Annotated in this window: 22 protein-coding genes; all 22 read left to right on the top strand. The window is 60.9% G+C overall.

Annotated features, from left to right (window positions below; genetic code table 11):
• Positions 1–15 precede the first annotated feature (15 nt).
• The 22 genes from H7B67_RS21200 (at position 16) to ylxM (ending at position 25,437) form a co-directional block, all read left to right on the top strand.
• A complete protein-coding gene (locus tag H7B67_RS21200) occupies positions 16–1,383 on the top strand; it encodes a RidA family protein (RefSeq protein WP_185121862.1) in 1,368 nt (455 codons plus the stop codon).
• Between the two features lie 7 nt (positions 1,384–1,390).
• Positions 1,391–2,107 (top strand): maleate cis-trans isomerase family protein, encoded by a 717-nt coding sequence (locus H7B67_RS21205; RefSeq protein WP_185121863.1) that lies wholly within the window; start codon positions 1,391–1,393, stop codon positions 2,105–2,107.
• Between the two features lie 20 nt (positions 2,108–2,127).
• Complete coding sequence (locus H7B67_RS21210; RefSeq protein ID WP_185121864.1) at positions 2,128–3,390, top strand: amidohydrolase family protein; 1,263 nt, start codon at positions 2,128–2,130, stop codon at positions 3,388–3,390.
• Positions 3,391–3,582: 192 nt separating this feature from the next.
• A complete protein-coding gene (locus H7B67_RS21215) occupies positions 3,583–5,184 on the top strand; it encodes a PucR family transcriptional regulator (RefSeq protein ID WP_185121865.1) in 1,602 nt (533 codons plus the stop codon).
• Between the two features lie 65 nt (positions 5,185–5,249).
• Positions 5,250–6,584: a 5'-deoxyadenosine deaminase gene (locus H7B67_RS21220; RefSeq protein WP_185121866.1), complete on the top strand. Its 1,335-nt coding sequence runs from the start codon at positions 5,250–5,252 to the stop codon at positions 6,582–6,584.
• 17 nt (positions 6,585–6,601) lie between these two features.
• Positions 6,602–7,696, top strand: coding sequence for an XdhC family protein (locus tag H7B67_RS21225; protein ID WP_245363384.1), 1,095 nt, complete (start codon positions 6,602–6,604; stop codon positions 7,694–7,696).
• Positions 7,611–8,243 (top strand): nucleotidyltransferase family protein, encoded by a 633-nt coding sequence (locus tag H7B67_RS21230; protein ID WP_185121867.1) that lies wholly within the window; start codon positions 7,611–7,613, stop codon positions 8,241–8,243. Before H7B67_RS21225 ends, H7B67_RS21230 begins: the two co-directional genes overlap by 86 nt.
• A 336-nt stretch (positions 8,244–8,579) precedes the next feature.
• Positions 8,580–9,764, top strand: coding sequence for a BMP family ABC transporter substrate-binding protein (locus tag H7B67_RS21235; RefSeq protein WP_185121868.1), 1,185 nt, complete (start codon positions 8,580–8,582; stop codon positions 9,762–9,764).
• A 148-nt stretch (positions 9,765–9,912) separates the two neighbouring features.
• Positions 9,913–11,451 (top strand): ABC transporter ATP-binding protein, encoded by a 1,539-nt coding sequence (locus tag H7B67_RS21240; protein WP_185121869.1) that lies wholly within the window; start codon positions 9,913–9,915, stop codon positions 11,449–11,451.
• Positions 11,448–12,563: an ABC transporter permease gene (locus H7B67_RS21245; RefSeq protein ID WP_185121870.1), complete on the top strand. Its 1,116-nt coding sequence runs from the start codon at positions 11,448–11,450 to the stop codon at positions 12,561–12,563. The genes H7B67_RS21240 and H7B67_RS21245 overlap by 4 nt, the downstream gene beginning before the upstream one ends.
• 14 nt (positions 12,564–12,577) lie before the next feature.
• Positions 12,578–13,507, top strand: a complete 930-nt coding sequence (locus H7B67_RS21250; protein ID WP_185121871.1) for an ABC transporter permease — start codon at positions 12,578–12,580, stop codon at positions 13,505–13,507.
• Positions 13,508–13,551: 44 nt separating this feature from the next.
• Positions 13,552–14,451 carry an FAD binding domain-containing protein gene (locus H7B67_RS21255; protein ID WP_185121872.1) on the top strand — a complete coding sequence of 300 codons (900 nt, stop codon included), beginning with the start codon at positions 13,552–13,554 and terminating at the stop codon, positions 14,449–14,451.
• 5 nt (positions 14,452–14,456) lie between these two features.
• A complete protein-coding gene (gene pucD, locus H7B67_RS21260; RefSeq protein WP_185121873.1) occupies positions 14,457–16,745 on the top strand; it encodes a xanthine dehydrogenase subunit D in 2,289 nt (762 codons plus the stop codon).
• A 47-nt stretch (positions 16,746–16,792) separates the two neighbouring features.
• Complete coding sequence (locus H7B67_RS21265) at positions 16,793–19,069, top strand: molybdopterin cofactor-binding domain-containing protein (RefSeq protein WP_185121874.1); 2,277 nt, start codon at positions 16,793–16,795, stop codon at positions 19,067–19,069.
• A complete protein-coding gene (locus H7B67_RS21270) occupies positions 19,066–19,581 on the top strand; it encodes a (2Fe-2S)-binding protein (RefSeq protein WP_185121875.1) in 516 nt (171 codons plus the stop codon). Before H7B67_RS21265 ends, H7B67_RS21270 begins: the two co-directional genes overlap by 4 nt.
• Positions 19,568–20,056 carry a nucleoside deaminase gene (locus H7B67_RS21275; protein WP_185121876.1) on the top strand — a complete coding sequence of 163 codons (489 nt, stop codon included), beginning with the start codon at positions 19,568–19,570 and terminating at the stop codon, positions 20,054–20,056. Before H7B67_RS21270 ends, H7B67_RS21275 begins: the two co-directional genes overlap by 14 nt.
• Positions 20,053–20,562 (top strand): 2-oxo-4-hydroxy-4-carboxy-5-ureidoimidazoline decarboxylase, encoded by a 510-nt coding sequence (gene uraD / locus H7B67_RS21280; RefSeq protein ID WP_185121877.1) that lies wholly within the window; start codon positions 20,053–20,055, stop codon positions 20,560–20,562. Before H7B67_RS21275 ends, uraD begins: the two co-directional genes overlap by 4 nt.
• A 60-nt stretch (positions 20,563–20,622) precedes the next feature.
• Complete coding sequence (gene uraH, locus H7B67_RS21285; protein WP_185121878.1) at positions 20,623–20,973, top strand: hydroxyisourate hydrolase; 351 nt, start codon at positions 20,623–20,625, stop codon at positions 20,971–20,973.
• 12 nt (positions 20,974–20,985) lie between these two features.
• Complete coding sequence (locus H7B67_RS21290; protein WP_185121879.1) at positions 20,986–22,407, top strand: allantoinase; 1,422 nt, start codon at positions 20,986–20,988, stop codon at positions 22,405–22,407.
• On the top strand, positions 22,379–23,644 hold the full coding sequence (locus H7B67_RS21295; RefSeq protein ID WP_185121880.1) for a Zn-dependent hydrolase: 1,266 nt from the start codon (positions 22,379–22,381) through the stop codon (positions 23,642–23,644). The genes H7B67_RS21290 and H7B67_RS21295 overlap by 29 nt, the downstream gene beginning before the upstream one ends.
• On the top strand, positions 23,641–24,873 hold the full coding sequence (locus H7B67_RS21300) for a pyridoxal-phosphate-dependent aminotransferase family protein (RefSeq protein ID WP_185121881.1): 1,233 nt from the start codon (positions 23,641–23,643) through the stop codon (positions 24,871–24,873). The genes H7B67_RS21295 and H7B67_RS21300 overlap by 4 nt, the downstream gene beginning before the upstream one ends.
• 210 nt (positions 24,874–25,083) lie before the next feature.
• On the top strand, positions 25,084–25,437 hold the full coding sequence (gene ylxM / locus H7B67_RS21305; protein WP_185121882.1) for a YlxM family DNA-binding protein: 354 nt from the start codon (positions 25,084–25,086) through the stop codon (positions 25,435–25,437).
• The last annotated feature ends 24 nt before the right edge of the window (positions 25,438–25,461 follow it).

The raw sequence follows: 25,461 nt of genomic DNA on the forward strand, positions 1-25,461 counted from the left end.
TGGAGGTGCGCAACCATGCACGATAAGAAAGTCCAAGTCATCTGGCCGGAAGGCATGCCGAAGCCGGCGATCCCCTATTCTCCCGCCGTAAGGGCGGGAGATTGGCTGTTCTTCTCGGGCCAATCGGCCTCCGACCTCGTCACCGGCCTGGCGCCGGAAGCGGTCGTTCCCGCCGCTTTCCCGCATTATTCGAACGCCATCGGCAAGCAGGCGGCCGTCCTGTACTCCCGCGTCGGAGCGATCGCGGAGGCGGCCGGGCTCGATCCGAAGCAGGTCGTTCGAGTCAATCAATGGTACGGCGCCGACATGAAGTCGGACTCGTACAAGAAAGGCGATCTGACGGTCAACAACAATCGTTACGTTCAAGAGAAGGGAAAGTTTTTCCAAACGGTCAGCCCTCCGAGCACGGGCATCGGCGTTCGCGGCCACCTCGTCGAAGGGGCCAAGGTGGAGGTAGATTTCACCGCGCGCTGGAGCAAGGACGGAAGCCTGCCGGTCAAAGTGTCCGCGCCGGACGTGGCGAAGCCTGCCGCCGGCCACGCGGAAGGGGTTCGTTCGGATCACTGGCTGTTCCTCTCCGGAGATCTCGCTTCCGATTGGAAGGGCAATTGGGGCTCGGAGACGCATGAAGGCGAATTGACCGCGCTCGCTCCCGAAGCCCGCGCAAGCGGCTTGTTCTGGGGCGACGAGGCGGTCGGCAAGCAGACCGACTATATCCTGGGCCGTCTGAAGAAGGTGGCCGAAGCGGCCGGGACGAGCTTGGACCATGCGGTCAAAGCCTACGTCTACCTAAGCGATCCGGCCGATTATTGCGCGTTCGAGGATGTCTGGGCGAAGTGGTTCCCGGATTCTTCGCGGGCTCCGGCGCGGGCTCTCGTGCCGAGCGTCGAGATCGGCGCCAAAGGCTGCCTGGTCGAGATCGGGATGGAGATTCTGATGCCGGAAGCGGCGCATCTGAAGCAGCCGGTCACTGGGGGATGGGCTCCGAAGAGCAAGGAGCCGGCGGCGATGAGGGCGGACGACCTGATCTTCTTCAGCGGGCTGATGGCGACCGATCCGGCGACGGGGCTGGCGAAGGAAGCGGCGCCGACGCCGGGTCTGCCTTACTTCGGCAATGCGGGCTACAGGCAAATGGCCTACATTCTTCGGAAGGCGAAGCGAATCGCCGACGCGGCCGGCGCGGACTTGAAGCAGATCGTCAAAGGCACGCTGTATTTCACGGATTTGAACCTGTACGCGGGTGCGATGGAAGCCCTGCGGGAAACGTTCGAGGAGGCGGATCACTTCCCGGCGATGACGGCGGTCGAGATCAACCGGGAGCTGTGGGTTCCGGGCTGCGGAATTCTTGCGGACTTCGTCCTCTACGATCCGCGGGAAGGGTGAAGGAATCATGGCGCGGATCGGCATGCTGACCCCTTCCTCCAATACCGTACTTGAACCAATTACATGCCGCCTGCTGGAGGATCTTCCGGGAGTGACGGCTCACTTCTCCCGCATTCGCGTGACGCAAATCTCTCTGGACGCCAGCTCGGACAGCCAATTCGCCGAGTCTCCGATGCTCTCCGCCGCGCATCTGCTGGCGGATGCGAAAGTGGACGCGCTCGTCTGGAACGGAACCTCGGGGAGCTGGCTCGGACTCGAGCACGATCATGCGTTATGCGGGAGCATAGAGCGGGAAACCGGCATTCCGGCCACCACCTCCGCTCTGGCGATGAAGGCGAGCTACGAGCTTCTCGGCGTTCGCCGCTTGGCGCTTGTCACCCCGTATACCGACGACGTCAACGAGAAAATCGCGCAAGGCTATCGGCGCTTCGGCGTCGAATGCGCGATCGCTCTCGGCTCCGGACTCGCCGTGAACGAGCAGTTCGCAAGCGTCGCGGAACGGGAAATCGGGGCGATGATCGACGAAGCGGCGAGGGCGAAGCCCGATGCGGTCGCGATCGTGTGCACGAACATGAACGCCGCCGGGCTCGCCGCGAGCAAGGAACGGGAATACGGCATTCCGATGCTGGATTCCGTGTCCGTGACGGCTTGGGAGTCGCTGAGGATGCTGAAGGTGGACGCCAAGCCTCTCGCGAAGCGGTGGGGCCGCATTTTCGAATTTTGAACGGGAGGGGATGAGGCGGCATGAACGAATTGGATTGGCTTATCCGAGGCTGCCGCGACGCCGTGACGGGCGAGACGGTCCGGATCGGAATTCATGACGGGAGAATCGCGTTCGCGGAGCCCGTTCCGGAGTTGGGCGCCGGCGATCGGCAGGAAGTAGCGAGGGCGAAGAACGTGTTCGATGCGACCGGCTATGTCGCGCTCCCGGGCTTGATCGAGACCCATATTCACCTGGATAAGGCGTTCCTTGCCGATCGCATGCCGGGCGAAGCGGCCGATCTGAAGGAGGCCATCTCGATGACGGCGGCGCTCAAGTCGAGTTATACGCCGGAAGATATCTCCGCCCGGTCGCGCCGGCTGCTCGACCGGGCGTCCCGGTTCGGCGTCACCCGAATGCGGACCCAGGTCGAGATCGATCCGATCTTAAGGCTCATGAGCTGGCATTCGGCCGTCGAATTGAAGAAAGAGTACGAGGGCAAGCTCGATCTTCAATTGGTCGCCTTTCCTCAGGAGGGAATCTTCTGGCAGCCGGGCACGGCGGCGCTGCTGGAGGAGGCGGCCCGCGCGGGAGCGGATGCGATCGGCGGGGTTCCCTACAACGACAGAGATTCGCTGGAGCATCTGGAGTACGTGTTCCGTTTGGCCGAGAGCTGCGGGCTGCCGGTCGATCTTCACCTCGATTTCTCGGACGATCCCGATCAGCTCGCGATCGTGGACGTCATCGCGCTGACGAAGAAGTACGGCCTTCAAGGCCGGGTGGCCGTCGGCCATCTGACTTCGCTGGGATCGGCGGAGCCGGAGACGGCGAAGCGAATCGCGGCGGGGATGGCGGACGCCGGCATTCACGTGTTCACGCTGCCGGCGACCGACCTGTACTTGAACGGGCGTCAGGATAGCTGCCGCGTACGGCGAGGGCTTGCGCCGGTAAATACTCTGCTGGAGGCCGGCGTGAACGTCTGCTTCGGATCGAACAACGTACGTAACGCCTTCACCCCTTTCGGTACGGGCGATCCTCTCGACATCGCGTTGCTGCTCGCGCAAACCGCGCATATGGGCTCGGCTCGCGAAGCTCGCTTGCTTGCCGGCATGTGCACCGTGAAGGCGGCCGAAGCGCTCGGCGTTCGCGGCACCGGGGGTTTAAGCGCGGGCGAGCCTGCCGATCTGGTACTGGTCAAGGCGGACGGGATCCTCGACGTCATCTACGACCGCCCGAGAGAGCGCGCGGTCTGGAAGTCGGGGGCGCTCATTCATGGTCAAATGGCACAAATGGTGGAAAATAACTAAAAAACAGGCGGCAATTCATCGGAGTTGCCGCCCTTTCTGAACTATTTTCACAATATTATTTCGAATTAACGTCATAAAACGTTACATAAGGTATTGATAATACGGTTGCATCCCTCTAAAATGTTAAATAAACTAACGCGAACGGAATGAGTTTTCGGCGTTATTCCTAATTCATTCCTAGGGGGGATACCTATGCATCTTACCGTCGAGCAAGCACTTTCCGTATATCCGTTGTCGGAAGCGAAGCTTGTGGCCGGCAAAGCGGGGGGCAACCGCATCGTGAGGTCGGTTAACGTCATGGATGCTCCGGACATAACGGATTGGATCAAGGAAGGCGAGATGCTGTTCACGACCGCCTACCTGATCAAGGACGAGCCGGAAGCGGCGGCCGACCTGCTCGCCAAGCTGGACAAATGCGGGGCATCGGGCTTCGGCATCAAGCTGGGGCGCTTCTGGAACTCGATTCCGGACGCTCTGATCGCCCGCGCGGATGAGCTTGGTTTTCCCCTGATCGAGCTTCCCTTCCAATTTACGTTCTCGGACCAGATGAACGGCTTATTTAACGAAGACATGAAGAGAAGCACCGGCATTCTGCAGGAGGTGCTCGACAAGCAGGTTCGGCTCATGCGCTTCGCCCTGCAGCCCGACCATATCCGGCAGCTGTTCGATTCGGTGGCCGAAGTGATCGGGGAGCCCATGGCGATCGTCGGCTCCAGAGGGCAGATGGTGTACAACTCCTCGGCGATTCCGGACGAAGAGCTGCTTTTCCAATGGCCGTGGCATCAGCATCATAGCTGGGTGAAGAACAAAACGTGGCAAGCGTTCCGCGTTCCGTTAATGAAGCAGTCCCAGTGCACGGGCTTCGTTTTGTTTTTTACGCCGAGGGTTATTCTGTCCGCTATCGAAGAGAGCTTGTATTCGCAGGCGGCGGAGCTGCTCTCTTATCATCTTAATTTTAACTACGAGGATTATTTCGAGCTGTCCATGCAGAAGGATTTCGGCTTGCTCATCAAGCGCCACTTGAAGAACGGACTGGCGATCGAGACGGTGAAGGACTATGCGGAGCGTTGGGAGATCGACCTGATCGACCAGCCGTACGTGGCGGTCTTGATCGACTATCCGAAGCTGGCGAAGGCGGAAACGCGCCTTGAGAACCTGGAAACGCTGAAGGCGGAAGTGCTCGGCCACTCCAAGCTGCAAGAGCTAAAGGGCCTGCATTTGGTCGTGGACGAGGGGCTCTTCTCCTTGTTTCCGAATCCGAACGGCGAAGAAGCCGATCGGATCGAGGCGGCGTTGACGTCCTGCTTGTCGGGCCGGAAGCTGGGGGCGTTCGGAGAGGCGAAGGTTGCTCTAAGCGGCAGGAAAAGAAAGCCGGAGCAGCTGGCCGAGGCGTGGAACGAGTGCCGGGAGACGATGCGCTTGGCGGAGGAGTGGGGCGTCGGCGACCGCTTCGTCCGTTACGAGACGCTCGATCTTGCCTTTCTGTTCGAGCAAGTGACCCGGGAGAGGATGCAGACGTATTGCGATCGCTGGCTGGGCGGGCTGATGGGCAAGGATCCGGAATACGTCCAGGAGATGATGCGGACGCTGGAGACCTACCTCGATAACGACGGCCAGATGAACGAGACGGCCAAGAAGCTGTTCATTCACCGGAACACGGCGACCTACCGGATCGAGAAGCTGGGCGAGCTGCTCGACGTCGACTTCAAACGGATCAACGACTTGCTTCGGCTTAAGCTGGTTTTCCTGTTCCGCAAAGCCCTCCACCGGGTGGATTACCCGACATCGCGTTAATGAACTCTTGCCTGCTTATATAGATTGAATAATATCGCGGTTAAACCCGATCGGAGGTGCGCCATATGGCCGTTAAGCTGATTCGCAACGCCATCATCATGACGATGAACGAGAACAACGATATCGTGACGGGGGATCTGCTGATCGAAGGGAATCGCATCGCGAAGCTCGGCGATAGCCTGCAAGCCGATCCTGCGGACGAAGTCGAGATTATCGACGCGGGCGGCAAGGTGCTGCTTCCCGGCTTCGTTCAGACGCATATCCATCTGTGCCAGACCTTGTTTCGGGGACGCGCGGACGATCTCGCCCTCATCGATTGGCTGAGGGACAAAATCTGGCCGATGGAAGCCGCCCATTCGGAGGATTCCATCTACTATTCCGCGCTTCTCGGCATCGGGGAGCTCATTCGCAGCGGCACGACGACGATTCTCGACATGGAGACCGTCCATTATACCGATGCGGCGTTCCGGGCGATCGAGAGCAGCGGCCTTCGGGCGATCTCCGGCAAGGTTATGATGGACCACGGGACCGAGGTGCCGCTTCCCTTGCAGGAGAAGACGGATCGTTCCCTCCAAGAGAGCGTCGATCTGCTGGAGAAGTGGAACGGGGCGGCGAACGGCCGAATTCATTACGCGTTCTGTCCGCGGTTCGTCGTCTCCTGCACGGAAGAGCTGCTCGTCGGAGTCCGGGATTTGTCCGCGCATTACGGGGTTCGGGTGCATACCCACGCTTCGGAGAACCGGGACGAGATCGCGATCGTGGAAGCGGAGCGCGGCATGCGCAACGTCGTTTACCTGGACCATATCGGACTGGCGAAGCCGAACCTGATTCTCGCCCACAGCGTCTGGCTGGATGAGCAAGAGAAACGAATCATCAAGGAACGGGGCGTGAAGGTCACCCATTGCCCCGGCTCCAACCTGAAGCTGGCATCGGGCATGGCGGAGATTCCGGACCTGCTCGGACGCGGCATTCCGGTGGGTATCGGCGCGGACGGCGCTCCCTGCAACAACAACCTCGACATGTTCCAGGAGATGCGGTTGACCGCGTTCATCCAGAAGGTCCAGCACGGGCCGACGGTGATGGACGCGAGGAAGGTGCTGCGAATGGCGACGATGGGCGGAGCCGAGGTGCTCGGTCTCGAGAAGGAGATCGGCAGCATCGAGGTCGGCAAGCTGGCGGATCTGCAGATTCTGGATTTGGAAGACTTCCACGTCTATCCGTCCTATGACTCCGATCTGTTCTCGCGGGTCGTCTATGCGGCGACGAGGGGCGATGTCGATACCGTTCTGATCGACGGTCAAGTCGTCATGTCCGGCAAGCGGGTTCGGACGATCGATCGCAGTTCCGTGCTGAAGGAAGCGGATAAATCGCTCAAGAGCCTGCTGGCTCGGATCGGATAGAGAGGCAGGATTTCGGTTTGGGAAAAAAAGCGGTGCTCGGCACGGCTGAAGCGGAGGGCGAGTCGATGGACGCTTACGAGATTTTGCGATATGCCGCCTTGGACGGCGGCCCCTCCGTTCTGGCGACCGTCATCGGAGCGGAGGGCCATTCTTATCGGAAGGCCGGAGCGGCCATGCTGTTTATTGGGGAAGGCGGGGAGCTGGGGAGCATTAGCCCCGGCTGCCTGGAATCGGATTTGAGGGAGAGGGTCCCGGCGGTGCTTGCCTCCGGAGAGCCGGAGCTGATCTCTTACAACATGGAGCCCGATGAGGATGCGCTATGGGGCGAGGCGATCGGCTGCGGCGGCAAGCTTCTGATTCTGCTGGAACCGCTCGCGGGAGAGCTGGCGGAGCGGTTGAAGGCCGCCTACCTGGCGAACGAATCGGGAGAATCGGTCGTCTTCATTAGAAGGAAAGCGAACGGCCGTATCCATTATCGGTTGAAGCCGGCGGATGAGGGCGGCGACCTCGGGTCATCGGAGGAGGCGGGCGAGCGGCTCTTGGAACAGCGTTTCGAGCCGCGGGCTCGCCTTATTCTATTCGGCGCGGGCATCGATATGGAACCCGTCTACCGGATCGCGCTCCGGATCGGCTTCAAGGCAGCGGTTGCCGACTGGCGGCCGAGACTAGTGACGGCCGATCGGTTCCCGGGGGCGGAGCTTGCGGCCGGCGGCGCGGATGCCATCGTTCGCGAGCTTGCGATCGGCAGCCGCGACTACGTTCTGCTATGCGGGCATCAGATGCAGAGGGACCGCGAGATGCTGGAGCGGGTGCTGCCGCTAACTCCCGCCTACTTGGGCGTCATGGGCTCGCGGAAGCGAATCCGAACGCTGTTCGACGGCCTCCCGATGCCCTCGTTCGTCCGGGCTCCCGTCGGCCTCGACATCGGCGGCGAAGGGCCGGACGAGATCGCGGTGAGCATCGCGGCCGAGCTTATCGCCGTCAGGCAATCTCGCGCGAAGCAACGCGCGCCGGGAGGGGATTCGATTGCGGGTAACGGCGATTTATTTGGCGGCGGGACAGAGCAGCCGGATGGGGCGACCCAAGCTGTCCCTGGAGCTTGCGCCTGGTAAGCGATTGGGCGGAGCCGCGCTTGCGGAGGTGCTGGGCTGCGCCTTGGTCGCTCGCATCATCGCGGTCGTTCGCACGGAGGATGAATTGGAGTGGTGCAAGGGGGCGGCGATGGCGCGCTCCGGCGATCGCCTTGCGATCGTCCGTTGCCCGGATGCGGCGGAAGGCATGTCGCGATCCATTCTCTGCGGCTTGAAGGAGGCTTTGAAGGACGAACCGGACGCGCTTCTTATCGTTCTGGCGGACCAGCCCTTTATCGCGTCTTCCGGGCTGACGAGTTTGATCGAAGCGGGAGAAGAGGAGGCGGAGCTCGATTACGTCGCATTCGGCAGAGGCGGAACGGCGCATCCGCCCGTGCTGATCAAACGCGGGATGTACGGAGCTCTTGCGGAACTCAAAGGAGACGAAGGCGCGCGCCGGCTTCTGGCGAACGGGAGTTGGCGCGGCCGGCTGCTGGATCCCGAGGCGGCCGAATTCTTCGCGGACGTCGACACCCTCGAGGATTGGGAGAGAGCTGCGGCCGTAGCGGAGCATAAATACTCCGAATGAGGCGGGTTTGCCCGAGTCGCAGCTCCATTAAGAGCTTGTTGAATCGGGTTTATCGCGAGATATGTCACATAACATGACGCGCGTTTTGGCCAAAAGGTGCATCATGCACAATCGAAACCCGTACAATTCATTACAAAGTCCAATTCAATGTAAAGTAAGTTGACGCTATATACCCCCGAAAGTATATTGTAGATAAGTCATTCGAGCTTCGGTCCGAAAATCTCGCTTGAGAGATTTCGAACGAACGTAACGATCGGGAACGGCTTCAGCCGGTAGAAGAAGCGGGAGGTCAACCGATCGTGATGACAAAAACATAGGGAGTCGGGGAGGAAAAGTATGAAAAGAGTAAAAAGGTCATGGTCTCTGAGTTTGGTTCTGGCGTTCCTGATGGTCGCGGTTCTGTCCGCTTGCGGCAGCAACAACAACAACGAATCGGCCAGCGAGTCCCCATCGCCGTCGGAATCGGCGCCGGCCTCGTCGGCGGCGGCTAGCGAATCCCCGTCCGCATCGGCTTCCGGCAACGGAATCGCGAACCCTCGCGTCGCGTTCGTGTACATCGGGCCTCCGGGCGACGGCGGTTGGACTTACCAGCACGATCAAGGCCGCTTGTACATGGAGAAGGAGCTCGGCATCAAGTCCGATACGGTCGAGAACGTGCCGGAGGGCGCGGACGCCGAGCGGATCATGAGCGATCTGGCTCAGAATCATGACATCATCTTCGCTACCAGCTTCGGCTATATGGACTGGACCCTGAACGTAGCCAAGAAATTCCCGAACGTGAAATTCGAGCATGCCGGCGGTTACAAGACCAACGACAACATGGCGACCTACTTCGGCAAGAACTGGGAAGCCAGCTACCTGAGCGGCATCGCCGCAGGCAAGACGACCAAGAACAACACGCTCGGATACATCGCGGCATTCCCGATCCCCGAACTTGTCTACAACATCAACGCCTTCACATTGGGCGCTCAAAGCGTAAATCCGGACATCAAAGTAAACGTGGTATGGTCGAACACCTGGTTCGATCCGACGGCGGAACGCAATGCCGCGATCAGCCTGCTCGACAAGGGCGCGGACGTGCTGCTGGCGTACCAAGACTCTCCGGCTGCGCTGCAAGCGGCCGCCGAGAAGGGCAAGATGGCGGGCGGCAACGACTCCGACATGACGAGATACGCGCCGGAAGCCTACCTGACGAACCCCGTCTGGAATTGGGGCCCGTACTACGTGAAGAAGGTTAAAGCTCTTATGGACGGCACTTGGACGAACGATCAATATCTGGGCAGCTTCCAGGACGGCATGGTGGACATCGCTCCCGTCGGCGTCAACGTTCCCGCCGATGCCAAGACGCTTATCGAAGAGACGAGAACCAAGTTCGTAAACGGCGAGCTGAACGTCTTCACCGGACCGATCGTCGATCAGAGCGGAACGGAGAAGGTGGCGGCCGGCCAATCCTTGACGGACGCGGAAATTCTTGAAATGAACTGGTTCGTCAAAGGGGTAGAAGGAACGATTCCGAATTAATCTTCCGGCTCCTATCGCCCCCGTTATTCCATCAAGAAATCCCTTCTCCGAGGGATTTCTTGATTTATCCCCCTGGAAGGCGATCCATCGCGGGCCCGCGAGGGAACGACAAGCCCACAAGCCCCCGCGGCACAAGGAGGAAGCAAGCATGAGAGAGACGTTTTCTCTGGAAATGAAACAAATCGTGAAGCAGTTCGGCAGCGTCATCGCCAACGACCATGTCGACTTCAATTGCAAGCCGGGCGAGGTACATGCCCTTCTCGGAGAGAACGGAGCCGGCAAGAGCACGATCATGTGCATGCTCTCCGGCGTATACCGGCCGACGAGCGGGGAGATCTACATTCACGGCGAGAAGGTCAAGATCCGGTCGCCCAAGGATGCGACGAAGCTGGGAGTCGGGATGGTGTTCCAGAATTTCCGCCTCGTCCAAACGCTGACCGCGGCCGAGAACATCGTGCTCGGCGAGAAATCTTCCTTCTGGCGCGGCCCGAGATGGATGAAAAACAAGACGGAAGAGATCGATTCGATCGCGAAGCGCTTCGGGCTCGCTTTCCCGGTGGATCGCCCGATCTGGCAGCTGTCCGTCGGCGAGCAGCAGCGCGTCGAGATCGTCAAGACGCTTTATCGCGGCGCCGAATTCATCATTCTGGACGAACCGACCTCCGTGCTCACCCCCGGAGAAGCCGATCAATTGTTCCTGACGCTGGAGCAGATGAAGTCGGAAGGCAAGACCGTTATCCTGACGACTCACAAGATGAAGGAAGTCATGGCCGCCGCCGACCGGATCTCGGTCATGCGCAAGGGCCGCATGATTCATACGATCGACAAGTCCGACACGAACGAGAAGGATCTGGCCAGGCTGATGGTCGGCAGCGACATCGCGCCGGTAGAGATCCAAGGCAGAACCCGGCCGAGAGGCGAATTGCTCCTGAACGTCGAGAACCTGGACGTGTATGCCGAGCACGGACGCAAAGCTCTTAACAATCTGAATCTTAAGGTTTACAAAGGCGAGATCGTAGGCGTGGCCGGCGTGGCCGGCAACGGGCAGAGCGAATTGGCCGAAGTGCTGAACGGCCTCTGCACCTGGAAGAAGGGCAAAATCACCTTCAATGGCGTCGAAATCAAAACCGCATCTGTGCGCGGAGCGATCGAAGCCGGAATCTCCCACGTGCCGGAGAACCGGATGAAGAGCGGTCTCGCGGGCAGCCTCGGTGTTGTCGATAATTTGCTGTTCAAGTCCTACCGTTCCGAACATCGTTCCAAATACGGATTTTTGAAAATCAAGAGCAACCGCGAATGGTCGCAGAAGCTCGTCGAGCAGTTCGACGTGAAGACGCCGGGGATCGACGCCCCGGTTCGGCAGCTGTCCGGCGGCAACCAGCAGAAGCTGCTGTTCGCCCGGGAGATCGATCGCAAGCCGGAGCTGATGGTCGCCGTTCACCCGACGCAAGGGTTGGACGTCGGAGCGACCGCCGGAGTTCACCAATTGCTGAACGGTCTGAGGGACGAAGGCAAAAGCGTGCTTCTGATCTCGGAGGATCTCGAAGAGGTCATGCAGCTCTCGGACCGCATTCTCATCATCTACAACGGAAGCATCGTCGGCGAGATGAGGCAGGAAGAAGCCAATCGCGAACGGATAGGCCTGTATATGGCCGGCATCAGAGAGAAAGAGGAGGAAGCCGTATGAGCGAACAGCCTGCCGCCGGCACGGTGTCTTTGGACAAAACGGCGAGCGAGACTCGCCGAAGATTATCCTTCCGGTTCGAGATCGACCCCGCCCGCAAGGAGAGCCCCTGGTGGATGACGATCGTCTCGATCGTCCTGGCGCTGCTGGCCTGCGCGATCTTCATCGCCGCGAACGGCAAGAATCCTTGGCTTGTCTACGAGAAGATGTTCCGCGGGGCGTTCATGTCCGAGTTCGGCATCACCGAGACGCTCGTCAAGGCCATTCCGCTTCTGCTATGCGGTCTGGGCGTCGCCATCGCCTACCGGATCTCCGTATGGAATATCGGCGCGGAAGGGCAGTTCGTGGCCGGCGCGATCGGCGCGACGGCGGTTACGGTCTACTTGCCGGAGATGCCGATGTCCCTCACGATCCCGATCATGATCGTATTCGCCGTCGTGGCGGGCGGCATCTGGGGAGCGCTCACCGCGCTGCCGAAAGTTTATTTCCAAGTGAACGAGCTGATTACGTCGCTCATGCTGAACTACGTCGCGCTGCTGCTGCTCGACTATCTCGTGTTCGACCCTTGGAAGGATCCGAAAGGCTTCAACTTCCCGGGAACGCCGATGTTCACCGATGCGCAGATGCTTCCGGTATTGGGAGATACCCGCCTGCATCTCGGTTTAGTCTTCGCTCTAGTCATTGTGCTTATCTATTGGTTCACGGTGAAGTACACGCGCTGGGGTTACGAGCTTCGCCTGATCGGCGCCAATCAGGACGCGGCCAGGAACGCGGGCATCAACATCAAGAAACACATTCTTATCGTCATGGTAATCAGCGGCGCGGTCGCCGGCATCGCGGGAATGAGCGAAGTCACCGGCGTCACTCACCGTCTCATGTACGGCATCTCGCCGGGCTACGGCTATACCGCGATCATCGTCGCGTGGATCGCCAAGCTGAATCCGTTCGGCCTCGTCATTTCGTCCGTCCTGTTCGGCGGTCTTATCGTAGGGGGCTACAGCGTTCAAACGATGGGGCTTCCGTCCTCGATATCCAGCATGATTCAAGGGGCGATCCTGTTCTTCCTGATCGCCGGCAATATGATTAGCAAATTCCGGTTGCGCCGCAACGGTTAAGGAGAGGTCGGACTATGGACTTAATTACGCAACTTCTCGTCGCCGCTATCTCGTCCGGCACTCCGCTCCTGTTCGCGACGCTCGGCGGCATCCTGATCGAAAGATCCGGCGTCATGCAACTGGGGGCCGAAGGTTTGATGCTCATGGGAGCCGTCATCGCCTGCACGACTTACATTCATACAGGAAGCTTGGGGTGGACGCTGCTGGCCGTCTTGGTCGTCGGCGGGGCTCTCGGCTTGCTCCATTCGTTCCTGACCGTCACGCTTCGGGCGAATCAGGTCGTCAGCGGGCTTGCGATGACGCTGTTCGGTTCCGGGCTAAGCGCTTATCTGGGCAAGTCGATCACGGGTACGCCGATTCCGGGCTCCGTGCCGAAGATCGACCTGAACTTCCTGGACGGCATTCCGATCATCGGAGACATGTTCGCGCACCTCGACATTCTGACGTGGTTCAGTCTCATTCTCGTGATTCTGGCTCATCTGTTCATTCACCGCACGTCCTGGGGCTTGCACCTGAGGGCGATCGGAGACAACCCGGCTACCGCCGACGTGATGGGCATCCCCGTTCAGATTTTCCGTTACGGCTACATTATTATCGGCTCTATGCTGATCGGCTTGGCCGGAGCGGACTTGCTCCTCGTCTACTCGCCGACCTGGATCGAAGGCATGACCGCCGGACGCGGCTGGATCGCCGTCGCCCTGATCATTTTCGCCCGTTGGAATCCGCTTCGCGCCTTGTTCTGCGCTTACTTCTTCGGAGCGATGGATACGATCGGCTTCAAGATCCAGTTGATCGGAAGCGCGATTCCGTCCTACTTCCTGAAAATGATTCCGTACATCATAACCATCCTCGTTCTGATGTACCTTGGCTGGCGCAACCGCAACAAGCCGTCGGGCTCTCCCGAAGCGCTCGGCGCACCGTACATTCGCGAGCAGCGTTTCTGATCTTGAAATTGACAAACGCATGATCAAATGAGGAGGGAAGAGGGATGGCATTGAATCAAGAGGAACTCCTTCGATCTCCGGCCGTCTGGCAGCCTCGCAGCATAGAGGAAGCGATCGGCATGAAGGAAGAGTGGGGTTCGGCCGCCGTCTATACGGCGGGTTCGACCCTGCTTCGGACCCAGTGGGAAGCCGGAACCGCCGCCATGCCGCGCCATCTGATCGATCTGGGTTCAATCGCGAGCTTATCCGGAATCAGGGAGGAGGAGGGCGCGATCGCCATCGGCCCGATGACGACTCTCACCGATTGCCGTTCGAGCGGCTTGCTTGCCGAACATGCTCCGCTTCTCGTCGATGCCGTCCGCAACATCGCCGGCTGGTCGGTACGTAATCTCGCTACCCTGGGCGGCAACGTCGTTTACCGCGTCGGCGACGCGGTTCCCGCGCTGATCGCGCTGAACGCGAAGCTGGAATGGCACGACGGCTCCCGTCTTCTCTTCGAGAGCGCGGAAGAGTGGGCATCTTCTTCTTACGCGGTTCCAAGGCTGTTAACCTCCATTCGAATTCCTTGCGAAGAGGATGACCCGACCTCGAATACGAAGCGATTTTTCGCTTTCCATAAAGTAGGACGCAGAGAGGCGTTTACGCCGTCGTTGGTAACGGTGGCCATTCAGGGCGAGGCGGAAGAAGACGGTACCTTGACGAAGCTTCGGATCGCCGCCGGAGGAGGCCAGACGACGCCGGTCCGGATGACCCGCGCGGAGGAGCTGCTTCTCGGGGCCAAGCCCGACGGGGCCGGACTCCAGCAGGCGTTCGAAGCCGTCCTGGAGCAGTACGAGCCGAGGACCGACCCCTTCGCGACGGACCTGTACCGCAAGCGGACGGCGGCCAATCTCGTCGTCGCGGCTCTCTGGTCGCAATCTCCATCCAACGCATCCAAGGGGTGATACGAATGCTGCTGAACCGGCGAACGAGCGGGGACCGCTGGCGCATAAGGCCGGACGGTCCCGGGAAAGTCACGGGGCAGATGCCCTATCTGACGGACATGTCGGCTCCCGGCATGCTCCATGGAGCGGTGCTGAGAAGCCCCTATCCCCATGCGAGAATCGTCTCGATCTCAACGGAAAAGGCGCTTGCCTTAACGGGCGTTCGAGCCGTGCTGACTTACGCGGACGTGCCCGGGCTGAACCGATTCGGAATCGCCCATCCCGATCACCCTGTCTTCTGCGAGGACAGGACGCGATTTATAGGCGACGCCGTCGCCGCGGCGGCGGCGGATTCCATCGCCTTGGCGACCGAGGCGCTTAAGCTCATCGAAGTCGAATACGAGGTTCTTCCGGTCGTCGACGACCCGGAAGCGGCTTTGGCGGAAGGCGCTCCCCAGCTGCACGAGCAAGGGAACGTCCAGCACCGCAACGACTATCGTCACGGCGATCTGGAAGCCGGGTTCGCGGCCTGCGCCCATATCGTCGAGGAAATTTACCAGACTCCCAGACAGATGCATACGTACATGGAGACCGAAGGCGGCCTGTTCATTCCGGAGGAGAACGGCAGGCTGACGGTTTATTCTCCTACCCAGCACGGCTTTATGGACCGGATGCAGCTCGCCCGCATTCTCGACCGGCCGGAAACGGACATCCGGATCGTCTCGAGCCCGATCGGAGGCTCCTTCGGAGGCAAGGACGAGCTGAACGTTCAGCCTTACGGGGCGCTGCTCGCGCTGGCGACCGGCAGGCCGGTCAAGCTGCACCATTCCCGCTGGGAATCGGTGCGGGCCGGCCTCAAGCGCCATCCGATGAAGATAACGATGAAGACCGGCACGGACGCCGAAGGCAAGCTGCTCGCGCATCGGGTTCGCATCGTATCCGACGCGGGGCCTTATTCCACGCTTAGCGCGGAGGTGCTCAACTTCGCGGTCGAGCACGTGCTCGGGCCGTACCGATTCGGCGCCGCGGAAGTGACTAGCGTATGCGCGTTCACGAATAACGGCATGTCCGGCGAATTCCGCGGCTTCGGCGGCAACCAGGCGGTATTCGCGATGGAAGGCCAGCTCGACCGGCTGGCGGAGAAGCTGGGGATGGATCCCTGGAGGCTGAGGGAGATCAATCTCCGCAAGCCCGAGGACCCGGGGCCGCTCGGCCAGCCGATCTCCCGGACGGACGGCGTCCGCCAGGTATGGGAGGCGCTCGGGGACAGCCGGTTGTGGCGGGAGCGGGAGAGCCTTAAGGCGATAAGCGCGGAGGCATCCGCGCCGCCCGGGCTGCCCGTGCCGCCGTGGATCAAGATCGGCTACGGCGCCGCGTTCGTCATGCACGGCGCCGGACTCGGCGTCGGCATCCCGGACCCGGCCGGGGGCCGGCTGCGGCTGGCGAAGGACGGGAAGATCGAGGCTGTGTTCGGTTACGAAGAGTTCGGCCAAGGCTTGATCGCTTCGCTCGAGCAGATGCTTATCGAGCAATACGGCTTCGCCGCGGACGACCTGCGGATCGTCATCGGCGACTCCGACGTCGTGCCGGACAGCGGCTCGAGCACCGCTTCCCGGGCGACGAGCATGATGTGGCAGTCGCTTCGCCGCCTGCGGGCTCCGTTCAAGGGGAAGCTACGGGCGGAAGCGGCCCGGATTCTCGGCCGGCCGGCCGAAAGCCTGAAGCCGCTGAACGGAGGGGTTCGGGACATCGAGAGCGGGGAGCTGCTGCTCACCTATGAGGAGTTGGCGAACCAAGCGGAGGAAGAGATCGCCGCGGAGACGAGCTTCTTCTATCCGACCTCTCCGGTCGAACGGGTAGGCTCGCACTTCATGTACTCTTATTCCTCCGTCGCGGTCAAAGTCGAGGTCAATACGTTGACCGGACGGGTAAGGCTCTTGGATCAATACCACGCCGTCGCCGCCGGTCCGGTCGTGAACCCGCAAGGCTATCTCGGTCAAATCGAAGGCGGCAGCGGCATGGCGCTCGGGTTTACGATCACGGAGGATGCGGTCATGGACAAAGGAATCTATTTGACCCGGAATCTGGACACTTACCTGATTCCGACGATCGCGGAGCTGAAAGGGACCTTCGAGGTCGAGCCGATCGAGAAGCTGCCGGAGGGCGACGAATACGGGCCTCGCGGTATCGGCGAGCTGGGGTCCGTCGGCTTGGCTCCGGCCATCGCGCAAGCGATCTTCGACGCCGCGGGCAAGAGAGTGGCGAAGCTGCCGGTGGATCCGCAGCTGCTGCAAGAGAGAATCTCGTTCGATTGAGCCTATCGATAGAAGAACTTCATTGCCGCAACTAGGGGGGGAACGAGATGCTGAACCGGGCTTCGTCCGGAAGCCGTTGGCGGGAAAGGCCGGACGGCAGAGGCAAAGTGACGGGAGAGCTGGCGTACTTGACGGATAGGTACGCGGAAGGGAGTTTGATCGGCCGCATTCTGCGGAGTCCGCATCCCTTTGCCCGAATCAAGAGCATCGACACCGAGGCGGCCAAAGCCGTTCCCGGAGTGCTGGCGGTTCTGACGCACGAGGACGTTCCCGGCGTCAACCGGTTCGGGATCGTCATTCAAGACCAGCCGGTTCTCTGCGAGGATGTCGTGCGGTACGTCGGGGATGCGGTCGCCGCGGTCGCCGCCGAGACGGACGAGGCGGCCGAACGCGCGCTGGGGTTGATCCGTGTCGAGTACGAGGTTTACGAGACGATCTCGAGCCCCGAAGAGGCTCTTCGGCCGGACGGCCGCAAGCTTCACCCGGACGGAAACGTGCTGAAGCACATCCAATATTCCAAAGGGGACGTCGAAGAGGCTTTCGGGCGGTGCGCGCACATCGTCGAGCAGACCTACAAGACCCCGAGGCAGATGCACGTTTACATGGAGACCGAAGGCGGCTTGTTCGTTCCGGAACCGGACGGACGGCTGACCGTCTACTCCCCTACGCAGCACGGACTCAAGGACCGCGTGCAGATCGCGAACATTCTAGCCGTTCCCGAAGAGAACATAAGAGTGCTCTCCAGCCCGATCGGCGGTTCGTTCGGAGGCAAGGACGAACTGAACGTTCAACCCTACGGGGCGCTGCTCGCTCAGCGCACGGGCCGGCCGGTTCGCATCCATAACTCCCGGGCGGAATCCGTGCGGGCGGGCATCAAGCGGCATCCGATGACGATCCGGATGAAGACCGGGATCGACTCCGCGGGCCGGATTCTGGCCCATAAGGTCTCGGTGCTGGCCGACACCGGCGCCTATGCCACGCTGGGGGGAGAGGTGCTCACCAACGCCCTCGAGAACAGCTTGGGTTGCTATGTATATGAGAACCTAGAGATCGAAGGTAAGTCCGTTTTCACGAATAACGGAGTCTCGGGCGAGTTCAGGGGCTTCGGGGCCAACCAGGCGATCTTCGCCCTGGAGGGACAGATGGATCGGCTGGCGGAGCTGTCGGGCATCGATCCGTGGAAGCTTCGGGGAATCAATCTTCGGAAGGAGAACGATCCGGGCGCCTACGGGCAGGAGATTTATCCGACGGACGGAGCCCGGCAAGTCTGGCGGGCGGTCCTGGCTTCTTCCCTCAAGCAAGAGGAGTCGAGGAACCGGCAAGACGTCATTCCCGATAAACCGTGGATCAAGACCGGTTACGGCTCCGCGATCGCCATGATGGGGACCGGACTCGGGAAAGGCATTCCGGACCCGGGCGGAGGCCGAATCTCGCTGGCCCCGGACGGCCAAATCGAAGTCGCGTTCAGCTACGAGGAATTCGGGCAGGGCCTGCTCGCCGCGTTGGAGCTGATGCTGATCGAGCATTTCGGGTTGTTCGAGGAGGATTTACGCCTCGTGATCGGAGACACCGACAGGGTTCCCGAGAGCGGCTCCAGCACGGCGGCCCGGACGACGACGATGATGTGGCTGGCGCTCGGCAAGCTGGTGCCCGAGTTCAAGGGCAAGCTGTTCGACGCCGCAAGAGAACGAGCGAGGCTGCCTTCCGGCCAATTAACGCTGGGACAGGGCGGAATTCGCCTCGAAGACGGAACGCCCGTCTGCACCTTCGCCGAACTTGCCGCAAGCGGGGAACCGATCGTTTGCGAAATGTCGACCGCTTTTCCCGAATCGCCCAACGGGGACTTTGCCAACCGCTTCCTCTTCGTCCAGGCCGGGACGGCGGTTCGCGTCGAAGTGAACGAGCTGACCGGCCGCGTCCGGCTGCTGGATCAATATCACGCGGTAGCGGGAGGGCCGGTCGCCAATCCGCAGGGCTTCCTCGGCCAGATCGAAGGAGCGAGCGGAATGGCTTTAGGCTTCACTCTGACGGAGAACGCGGTCATGAAGGACGGCCGGTACGCTTTCGGCAACCTGGATGCCTACCTGATCCCGACGATCGTCGACCAGAGCAAGAGCATGAGGGTGGAGGCGATCGAGGAGGTGCCGGAGGGCGACCCATACGGCCCTCGCGGAATCGGCGAGATCGGCTCGGTGACGCTGGCGCCGGCGATCGCGCAGGCGATCTGGAACGCGACGGGGGTGCGGGTAAGCGAGCTTCCCGTCGATCCGGCTCTATTGCAGAAGTCTCCCCAATATCTCCAAGAGGCGGTGCAACCGAAATGATAGATCAAACTTGGGCGGAGAGAGCCGCGGGCTCCAAGCTCGAATGCGAGGTTAACGGCAAAGCGGTATCGGCGGAAATCACCCCTTCGACCAGGCTTCTATCCGTTATCCGGGAGGATCTCGGCCTGACGGGGACGAAGCGCTCCTGCGAGATCGGGCGATGCGGCGCGTGCATGGTGCTGGTCGACGGCAAGCCGGTCAATTCCTGCTTAACGATGGCCTATCAATGCTCCGGCAAAAAAATCACGACGATAGAAGGCTTGGCCGGCGAAGAGATGCTCCATCCCGTCCAGCAATCCTTCCTCGAAGAGGGCGGTTACCAATGCGGCTATTGCACGCCCGGCATGATTATCTCGGTTGCCGCCATGCTGGCCGAGAACCCGAAGCCGTCGATGGAGCAGATCGAGGAACACATGTCCGGCAATTTGTGCCGCTGCACCGGTTACGGCGGCATTTTGAGATCGATTGAGAGAGCGATAGAACGAGGGGGACAATCCGATGATCGCGGATAAAGAGCAGCACGTCGATTTTTTGCGCAGGGCAGTGGAGGTTTCCCGCAAGGCGAGAGAGTCCGGCAACACGCCGTTCGGCTGCATTCTCGTCGACCCCCGGGGACAGGTGCTCTGGGAGCAAGGCAACATCGAAATTACCGAGCACAATTGCACGGGCCACGCCGAGACGACTCTGATGGAAGCCGTATCGAAACGATTTTCCAAGCAGGAGCTGTGGGAATGCACCCTCTACACGACGGCCGAACCTTGCGCGATGTGCGCGGGCTCAATCTACTGGGGCAATGTCGGGCGAGTCGTCTTCGGCATCACGGAGAAAAGGCTGGCGGAGCTCACGGGAGACGACGAGCAGAACCTGACTCTCGACCTTCCGTGCACGGAAGTGTTCGCGGCCGGACGCAAGCCGATCGTCGTGATCGGGCCGTTCCCCGAGATCGAGGACGAGGTCGTCGCGGTTCATGCGGGGTACTGGAAATGACGCGGCCCGCGAAGCTGGAGCTGGAAGCCGTCAACCGCATGGGCAAGTCCGAATTCGTCGCGGCTCTGGGAGGAATCTTCGAGCATTCGCCATGGGTGGCGGAGACCGCTTGGGAGCAGCGTCCTTTCTCATCGGGGAGCGAACTGCACGAGAGAATGATGCAAGTCGTCCTGGACTCCGCGGACGAGACGATTATCGCGTTCTTAAGGGCGCACCCGGATCTCGGAACGCGCCTCAAGGTGACCGATTATTCCGCCTCCGAGCAGTCGGGAGCGGGGCTTGACCGGCTGTCTCCGGAAGAATACGGGATTTTCTCGGCGCTTAACCGCGAGTACGTGGAGAAGTTCGGATTCCCGTTCATCCTGGCGGTTCGCGGCCGTAATAAGGAAGAAATTCTAGAGGCGATGAAAGCGCGCGTTCGCAACGGGATTCCCGAGGAGCGGGAGGAAGCGCTTCGCCAGATCGGCAGGATCACGAGGTTCCGTTTGGACGATTTGCTGGAATAGGGGATTCGCCGAGCGCGCGGATTTATAAAGTTCAACTTATCTAGAACGGGAGGCGTAACCATGAGCGGCAAATTGACCACGCATGTCCTCGATACGTCGATGGGAACGCCGGCGGCCGGAATGAAGGTGCAGCTCTGGCGGCTTGGCGAGACCGGCGACGGCCGGGAGCTTCTATTCGAAGGCTTCACGAACGAAGACGGCCGAATGAACCACCCCCTGTTATCGGGAGAAGAGATGGTCGGAGGGACGTACGAGCTGCTTTTCGACGTCGGCGAGTACTTCCGGGGAGGCGCTCACGTCGCCTTCCTGGAATGGGTGCCCGTTCGTTTCCATCTGGCGGAGCCGACTTCGCATTATCACGTGCCGCTTCTGGTCGCCCCGGGCGGTTACAGCACCTATCGCGGAAGCTAAGGAGGGAGCCGGATGGAGAGCCCATACGATCTTCTCGTCAAGGGAGGACAGGTCGTCCTCCTTGATCAGGTTAAAAGGCTGGATATCGGCGTCCGCGATGGCGTTATCGCGGCAATCGAGCCGGAGCTGGAAGCCGGCGCCAGCACGGTCGTCGTACAGGCGGCCGGCCTGTGGGTGCTGCCGGGAATGGTCGATACCCACGTCCATCTGAACGAGCCGAACATGGGGCATTGGGAAGGCTTCGTTACCGGCTCCGCGGCGCTGGCCGCGGGCGGCGTGACGACGTATATCGATATGCCGCTCAACGGATTGCCGCCGACGGTAAACCTTCCGGCCTTAAGGGTGAAGGAGAAGCTGGCGGAAGGAGCGTCCGCCGTCGACTACGCGTTCTGGGGCGGGCTCGTTCCCGGCAACGTCGATCAATTGGAGGCTCTGGCGGAAGCCGGAATTCCCGCGTTCAAAGCGTTTCTCTCCAATCCGGGAGGGGACGGGGAGGAACGGTTCCGCGAGGTGGACGACTGGACGCTGCTGGAGGGCATGAGGAAAATCGCCTCATTCGGCGGCTTGCTCGCCCTTCACGCCGAGAGCGACGCCATCACGGCCAGGCTGGCGGACGAAGCCGCAGCCCAAGGCCGGACCGGCCCGCTCGACTTCGTCAAGACGAGGCCGGTCATCGCCGAGCTGGAAGCGGTCGGCAGGGCGCTTCTGTTCGCCCGGGAGACGGGCTGCCGGCTGCACTTCGTCCATATCAGCAGCCCGGAAGGGGTCGAGCTGATCGAGAAGGCGAAGCGGGAAGGCGTCGACGTTACCGTGGAAACCTGCCCGCATTATTTAGCCTTGAGCGAGCGGGATCTGGTTCGTCTCGGGCCGGTCGCGAAGTGCGCGCCTCCGCTGCGCGACGAGGAACGAATCGAGAGAATGTGGCGGCAGGTTGCCGAAGGCAAGCTGGACGTCATCGGTTCGGACCATTCTCCGAGTCCGGAGGAGCTGAAATCGCTGGACGGAAGAACGTTCATGCAAGCGTGGGGAGGCATTGCCGGAGCGCAAAGCAGCGTCGAGGTCATGCTGGAGGAAGGCTACTTCAAGAGGGGGCTACCTCTTCCGCTCTTATCCCGTCTGTTGTCGACCCAGCCGGCCAAACGCTTCGGCTTGCATCCCCGCAAGGGAGAGATCGGAATCGGATTCGATGCCGACTTCGCGATCGTCGACCCGAAAGCGGGCTATACCTTAACGAAAGAGAACCTATACCAACGGCACAAAATCAGCCCTTACGTAGGTCGGACGTTCTCCAGCCGGGTATCGTCGACCTGGGTTCGCGGCAGCAAGGTTTATTCGGCGGAAGAAGGCGTAAGGCTGCCGGGGCACGGCATCCGGTTAAGCCCGAATCCGATGAGGAGGCAACGAGATGATTCCGAATTTGCCGGAACCGAATGACACGGCTCTCGAATTGACCCGCATGCTGGACGAATTGGCGACGTATTCCGACGGATCGGATTCGGGGGTTACTCGCCTGCTGTATTCCGCGTCGTGGCTGCAAGCCCAGCGATTCCTTGCGCGCAGGATGGCCGAGTCGGGACTTGCGACCCGGTTCGATCCGGTCGGCAATCTCTACGGAAGGCTTCCCGGCCGCCATCCCGACGCGCCCGTCGTGCTCACCGGCTCCCATGTGGACACGGTCCGTTCCGCCGGCAAGTACGACGGCGCGTACGGCATCGTCTCCGGCATGGCCGCGGTCTCCTATCTCAAGAGAACGTACGGCGATCCTATCCGGCCTATCGAGGTGGTCAGCTTCGCCGAGGAGGAGGGCAGCCGCTTCCCGATCGCTTACTGGGGTTCCGGCAACGCGACGGGGTTGTACGACTGGCGACGGGACGGCGAGGATCTGCTGGACGAGGAAGGCGTTTCTTTAAGGGAAGCGATGCGCGCATCGGGGTTCGGCGGAGAGTCGCAAGGCGAGTCTCGCCGAAGCGACCTGGCCGCGTTCGTCGAGCTGCATATCGAGCAAGGAATGGTGCTGGAGCGAATGGACAAGCGGATCGGAATCGTCGAGACGATCGTCGGGCAGCGCCGTTATGCGATCGGCTTCGAAGGGGCGGCCAACCATGCGGGCACGACTCCGATGACGATGCGCCAGGATGCTTTGGCCGGAGCGGCCGAAGCGGTCGTGAAGCTGGAGGCTTTGGCCGCCCAATGGGGCGAGCCGCTCGTCGCCACGGTCGGCAAAATCGAAGCGTCGCCGAACACGCCTAACGTTATCCCGGGCAACGCCGAATTCACGGTCGACATCCGTCATGCGGACGAATGGAAGCTAAACGCGTTCTGCGAGCTGGCGATGTCCGAGATCGAGCGAATCGCGCTGCGCAGGCGGCTTCGGCATAAAATAACCCCGTGGCTGTCCACTAAGCCTGTGCCGATGAGCCCGGCGCTGACCCGAAGCGCCGAGCGAATCTGCCAAGAGCTTGTGCTGCCCTACCGCAGGATGGTCAGCGGAGCGGGACATGACGCCCAGCTGCTGCCTCCGCTCTGCCAGGCGGCGATGATTTTCGTCCCGAGCAAGGCGGGCATCAGCCACTCGCCGAACGAATACACGGCCCCTGACCTACTGGCCGACGGGGTTCGGGTGCTGACGGCGATGCTTTACGAATTGGCCTACGAGGAGCGGACGACATGAGAACCTACACCGAATTATCTCCATCGCCAAGAACGATTATGACGCCGGGACCGGTCGAAGTCGATCCTCGCGTGCTCCGCGCGTTGTCCTACCCGATTCTCGGCCAATTCGATCCCGAATTCACCGCCTATATGAACGATACGATGGAGATGCTCCGAAGCGTCTTCCAGACGAACAACCGCTGGGCGTTCCCGGTGGACGGAACGTCCCGAGCCGGGCTGGAAGCCGTCTTGACCAGCCTGATCGAGCCGGGGGACAAGGTGCTTATTCCGATCTTCGGCCGTTTCGGGCATCTGCTGACCGAGATCGCCGTCCGCTGCGGCGCCGAGGTGACGACTCTTCAAGCGGAGTGGGGGACGGTATTCGATCAGGAGGAGATCGTCTCCGCGATCAAACGCGAGAAGCCCGATCTGGTCGCCGTCGTCCACGGCGAGACTTCCACGGGACGGGTACAGCCGCTGGACCGGATCGGACCGGCCTGCCGCGAAGCGGGAGCGCTGCTCGTCGTCGACGCCGTCGCCACGATCGGAGGTGTTCCAGTCAAAACCGACGAGTGGTGCTTGGACGCCGTCGTAGGCGGAACGCAGAAGTGCCTGTCCGTTCCGTCGGGCATGGCTCCGATCACGTTCAACGAGCGAGCGGAACGCAAGATTCTCTCCCGCAAGCGGGTGGAGCGAGGAATTCGCCCGCCCGGCTACGAGGAGCCGGAAGGGTTGGGCGCTCCGATTCAGAGCAATTATCTGGATCTTGCTCAACTGATGGATTACTGGAGTCCGACCCGGCTGAATCACCATACCGAGATGACGTCCATGCTGTACGGCTTGCGCGAAGGTCTTCGGATCGTTCTGCAGGAAGGGCTCGATAATCGCTTCGATAGGCATCGCCTGAACGAGTCCGCTTTAATCGCCGGCCTGGAAGCGATGGGGCTTGCGTTATACGGCGACCCGAGCTGCAAAATGACGGTCGTCACCTGCGTGACGATTCCGGAAGGCGTCGACGGAGAGTCCGTCCGAACCATGCTGCTCGACCTGTTCGGCATCGAGATCGCCAGCTCCTTCGGTCCGCTGAAGGGCAAGATCTGGCGCATCGGCACGATGGGCTACAGCTGCAGCCGCAAAAACGTGCTGCACCTGCTCGGGGCGTTCGAGGCCGTTCTTCTTCGCCACGGCGCCGAAATCAAAGCCGGAGCCGCGCTTCAGGCGGCGCTGGACGTATATGAAGGCAAGTGAACATCTCCGCTAAAGGAGCCGCTCCCGAATGATTGGGGCGGCTTTGGCTATTTTGCAACATTTTCTTAGACGGCGAAGACGGCCATTTCGGCTTTTTTACGACTGTTAAGGTGAACGCCTTGACATCCTCCCGTTAATCTCGTAACATAAAGAACGGCAAATGGCTGTAAAGTGGTTTTCCTTGACATCGTTCGAAGGAGTTGAACCTTTGTGCATGGGGAGAACGCTCTTAGCAAGACGAACCGCATCAACGTGCTCTTCGATTTCTACGGGCCGTTGCTGACGGAGAAGCAACAAACCTTCTTAAAATGCTATTATCACGACGATTACTCTCTGGGCGAGATCGCGGTCGACTTCGAAATCAGCCGGCAGGCGGTATACGAACACCTGAAGCGCTCGGAGCAGGCGTTGGAAGAATATGAAGCCAAGCTCGGTCTCGCGGAACGGCACGAACGGATGCAGGCGGGACTCGAGAGATTGGAACGGCAGATTGGCGAGCTTCCGGAGCCGTGGCGGAACGAGCTTCGCGGAACGGCGGAGCTGCTGCGAGGCGCGGAGAGTTGAGCGGAAGACGCTAGAAATGTAGAA

This window comes from Cohnella thailandensis (assembly GCF_014212135.1).
GTDB classification, from domain to species: domain Bacteria; phylum Bacillota; class Bacilli; order Paenibacillales; family Paenibacillaceae; genus Cohnella; species Cohnella thailandensis.

Bases quoted from the DNA above. Each gene is read 5' to 3' on its own strand.
- H7B67_RS21300 (WP_185121881.1), top strand. From the start codon at position 23,641: ATGAGAACCTACACCGAATTATCTCCATCGCCAAGAACGATTATGACG.
- H7B67_RS21255 (WP_185121872.1), top strand. From the start codon at position 13,552: ATGGCATTGAATCAAGAGGAACTCCTTCGATCTCCGGCCGTCTGGCAG.
- H7B67_RS21265 (WP_185121874.1), top strand. From the start codon at position 16,793: ATGCTGAACCGGGCTTCGTCCGGAAGCCGTTGGCGGGAAAGGCCGGAC.
- H7B67_RS21290 (WP_185121879.1), top strand. From the start codon at position 20,986: ATGGAGAGCCCATACGATCTTCTCGTCAAGGGAGGACAGGTCGTCCTC.
- H7B67_RS21200 (WP_185121862.1), top strand. From the start codon at position 16: ATGCACGATAAGAAAGTCCAAGTCATCTGGCCGGAAGGCATGCCGAAG.
- uraD (WP_185121877.1), top strand. From the start codon at position 20,053: ATGACGCGGCCCGCGAAGCTGGAGCTGGAAGCCGTCAACCGCATGGGC.
- H7B67_RS21220 (WP_185121866.1), top strand. From the start codon at position 5,250: ATGGCCGTTAAGCTGATTCGCAACGCCATCATCATGACGATGAACGAG.
- H7B67_RS21270 (WP_185121875.1), top strand. From the start codon at position 19,066: ATGATAGATCAAACTTGGGCGGAGAGAGCCGCGGGCTCCAAGCTCGAA.
- H7B67_RS21240 (WP_185121869.1), top strand. From the start codon at position 9,913: ATGAGAGAGACGTTTTCTCTGGAAATGAAACAAATCGTGAAGCAGTTC.
- H7B67_RS21275 (WP_185121876.1), top strand. From the start codon at position 19,568: ATGATCGCGGATAAAGAGCAGCACGTCGATTTTTTGCGCAGGGCAGTG.
- pucD (WP_185121873.1), top strand. From the start codon at position 14,457: ATGCTGCTGAACCGGCGAACGAGCGGGGACCGCTGGCGCATAAGGCCG.
- H7B67_RS21245 (WP_185121870.1), top strand. From the start codon at position 11,448: ATGAGCGAACAGCCTGCCGCCGGCACGGTGTCTTTGGACAAAACGGCG.
- uraH (WP_185121878.1), top strand. From the start codon at position 20,623: ATGAGCGGCAAATTGACCACGCATGTCCTCGATACGTCGATGGGAACG.
- H7B67_RS21215 (WP_185121865.1), top strand. From the start codon at position 3,583: ATGCATCTTACCGTCGAGCAAGCACTTTCCGTATATCCGTTGTCGGAA.
- H7B67_RS21295 (WP_185121880.1), top strand. From the start codon at position 22,379: ATGATTCCGAATTTGCCGGAACCGAATGACACGGCTCTCGAATTGACC.
- H7B67_RS21235 (WP_185121868.1), top strand. From the start codon at position 8,580: ATGAAAAGAGTAAAAAGGTCATGGTCTCTGAGTTTGGTTCTGGCGTTC.
- H7B67_RS21205 (WP_185121863.1), top strand. From the start codon at position 1,391: ATGGCGCGGATCGGCATGCTGACCCCTTCCTCCAATACCGTACTTGAA.
- H7B67_RS21210 (WP_185121864.1), top strand. From the start codon at position 2,128: ATGAACGAATTGGATTGGCTTATCCGAGGCTGCCGCGACGCCGTGACG.
- H7B67_RS21250 (WP_185121871.1), top strand. From the start codon at position 12,578: ATGGACTTAATTACGCAACTTCTCGTCGCCGCTATCTCGTCCGGCACT.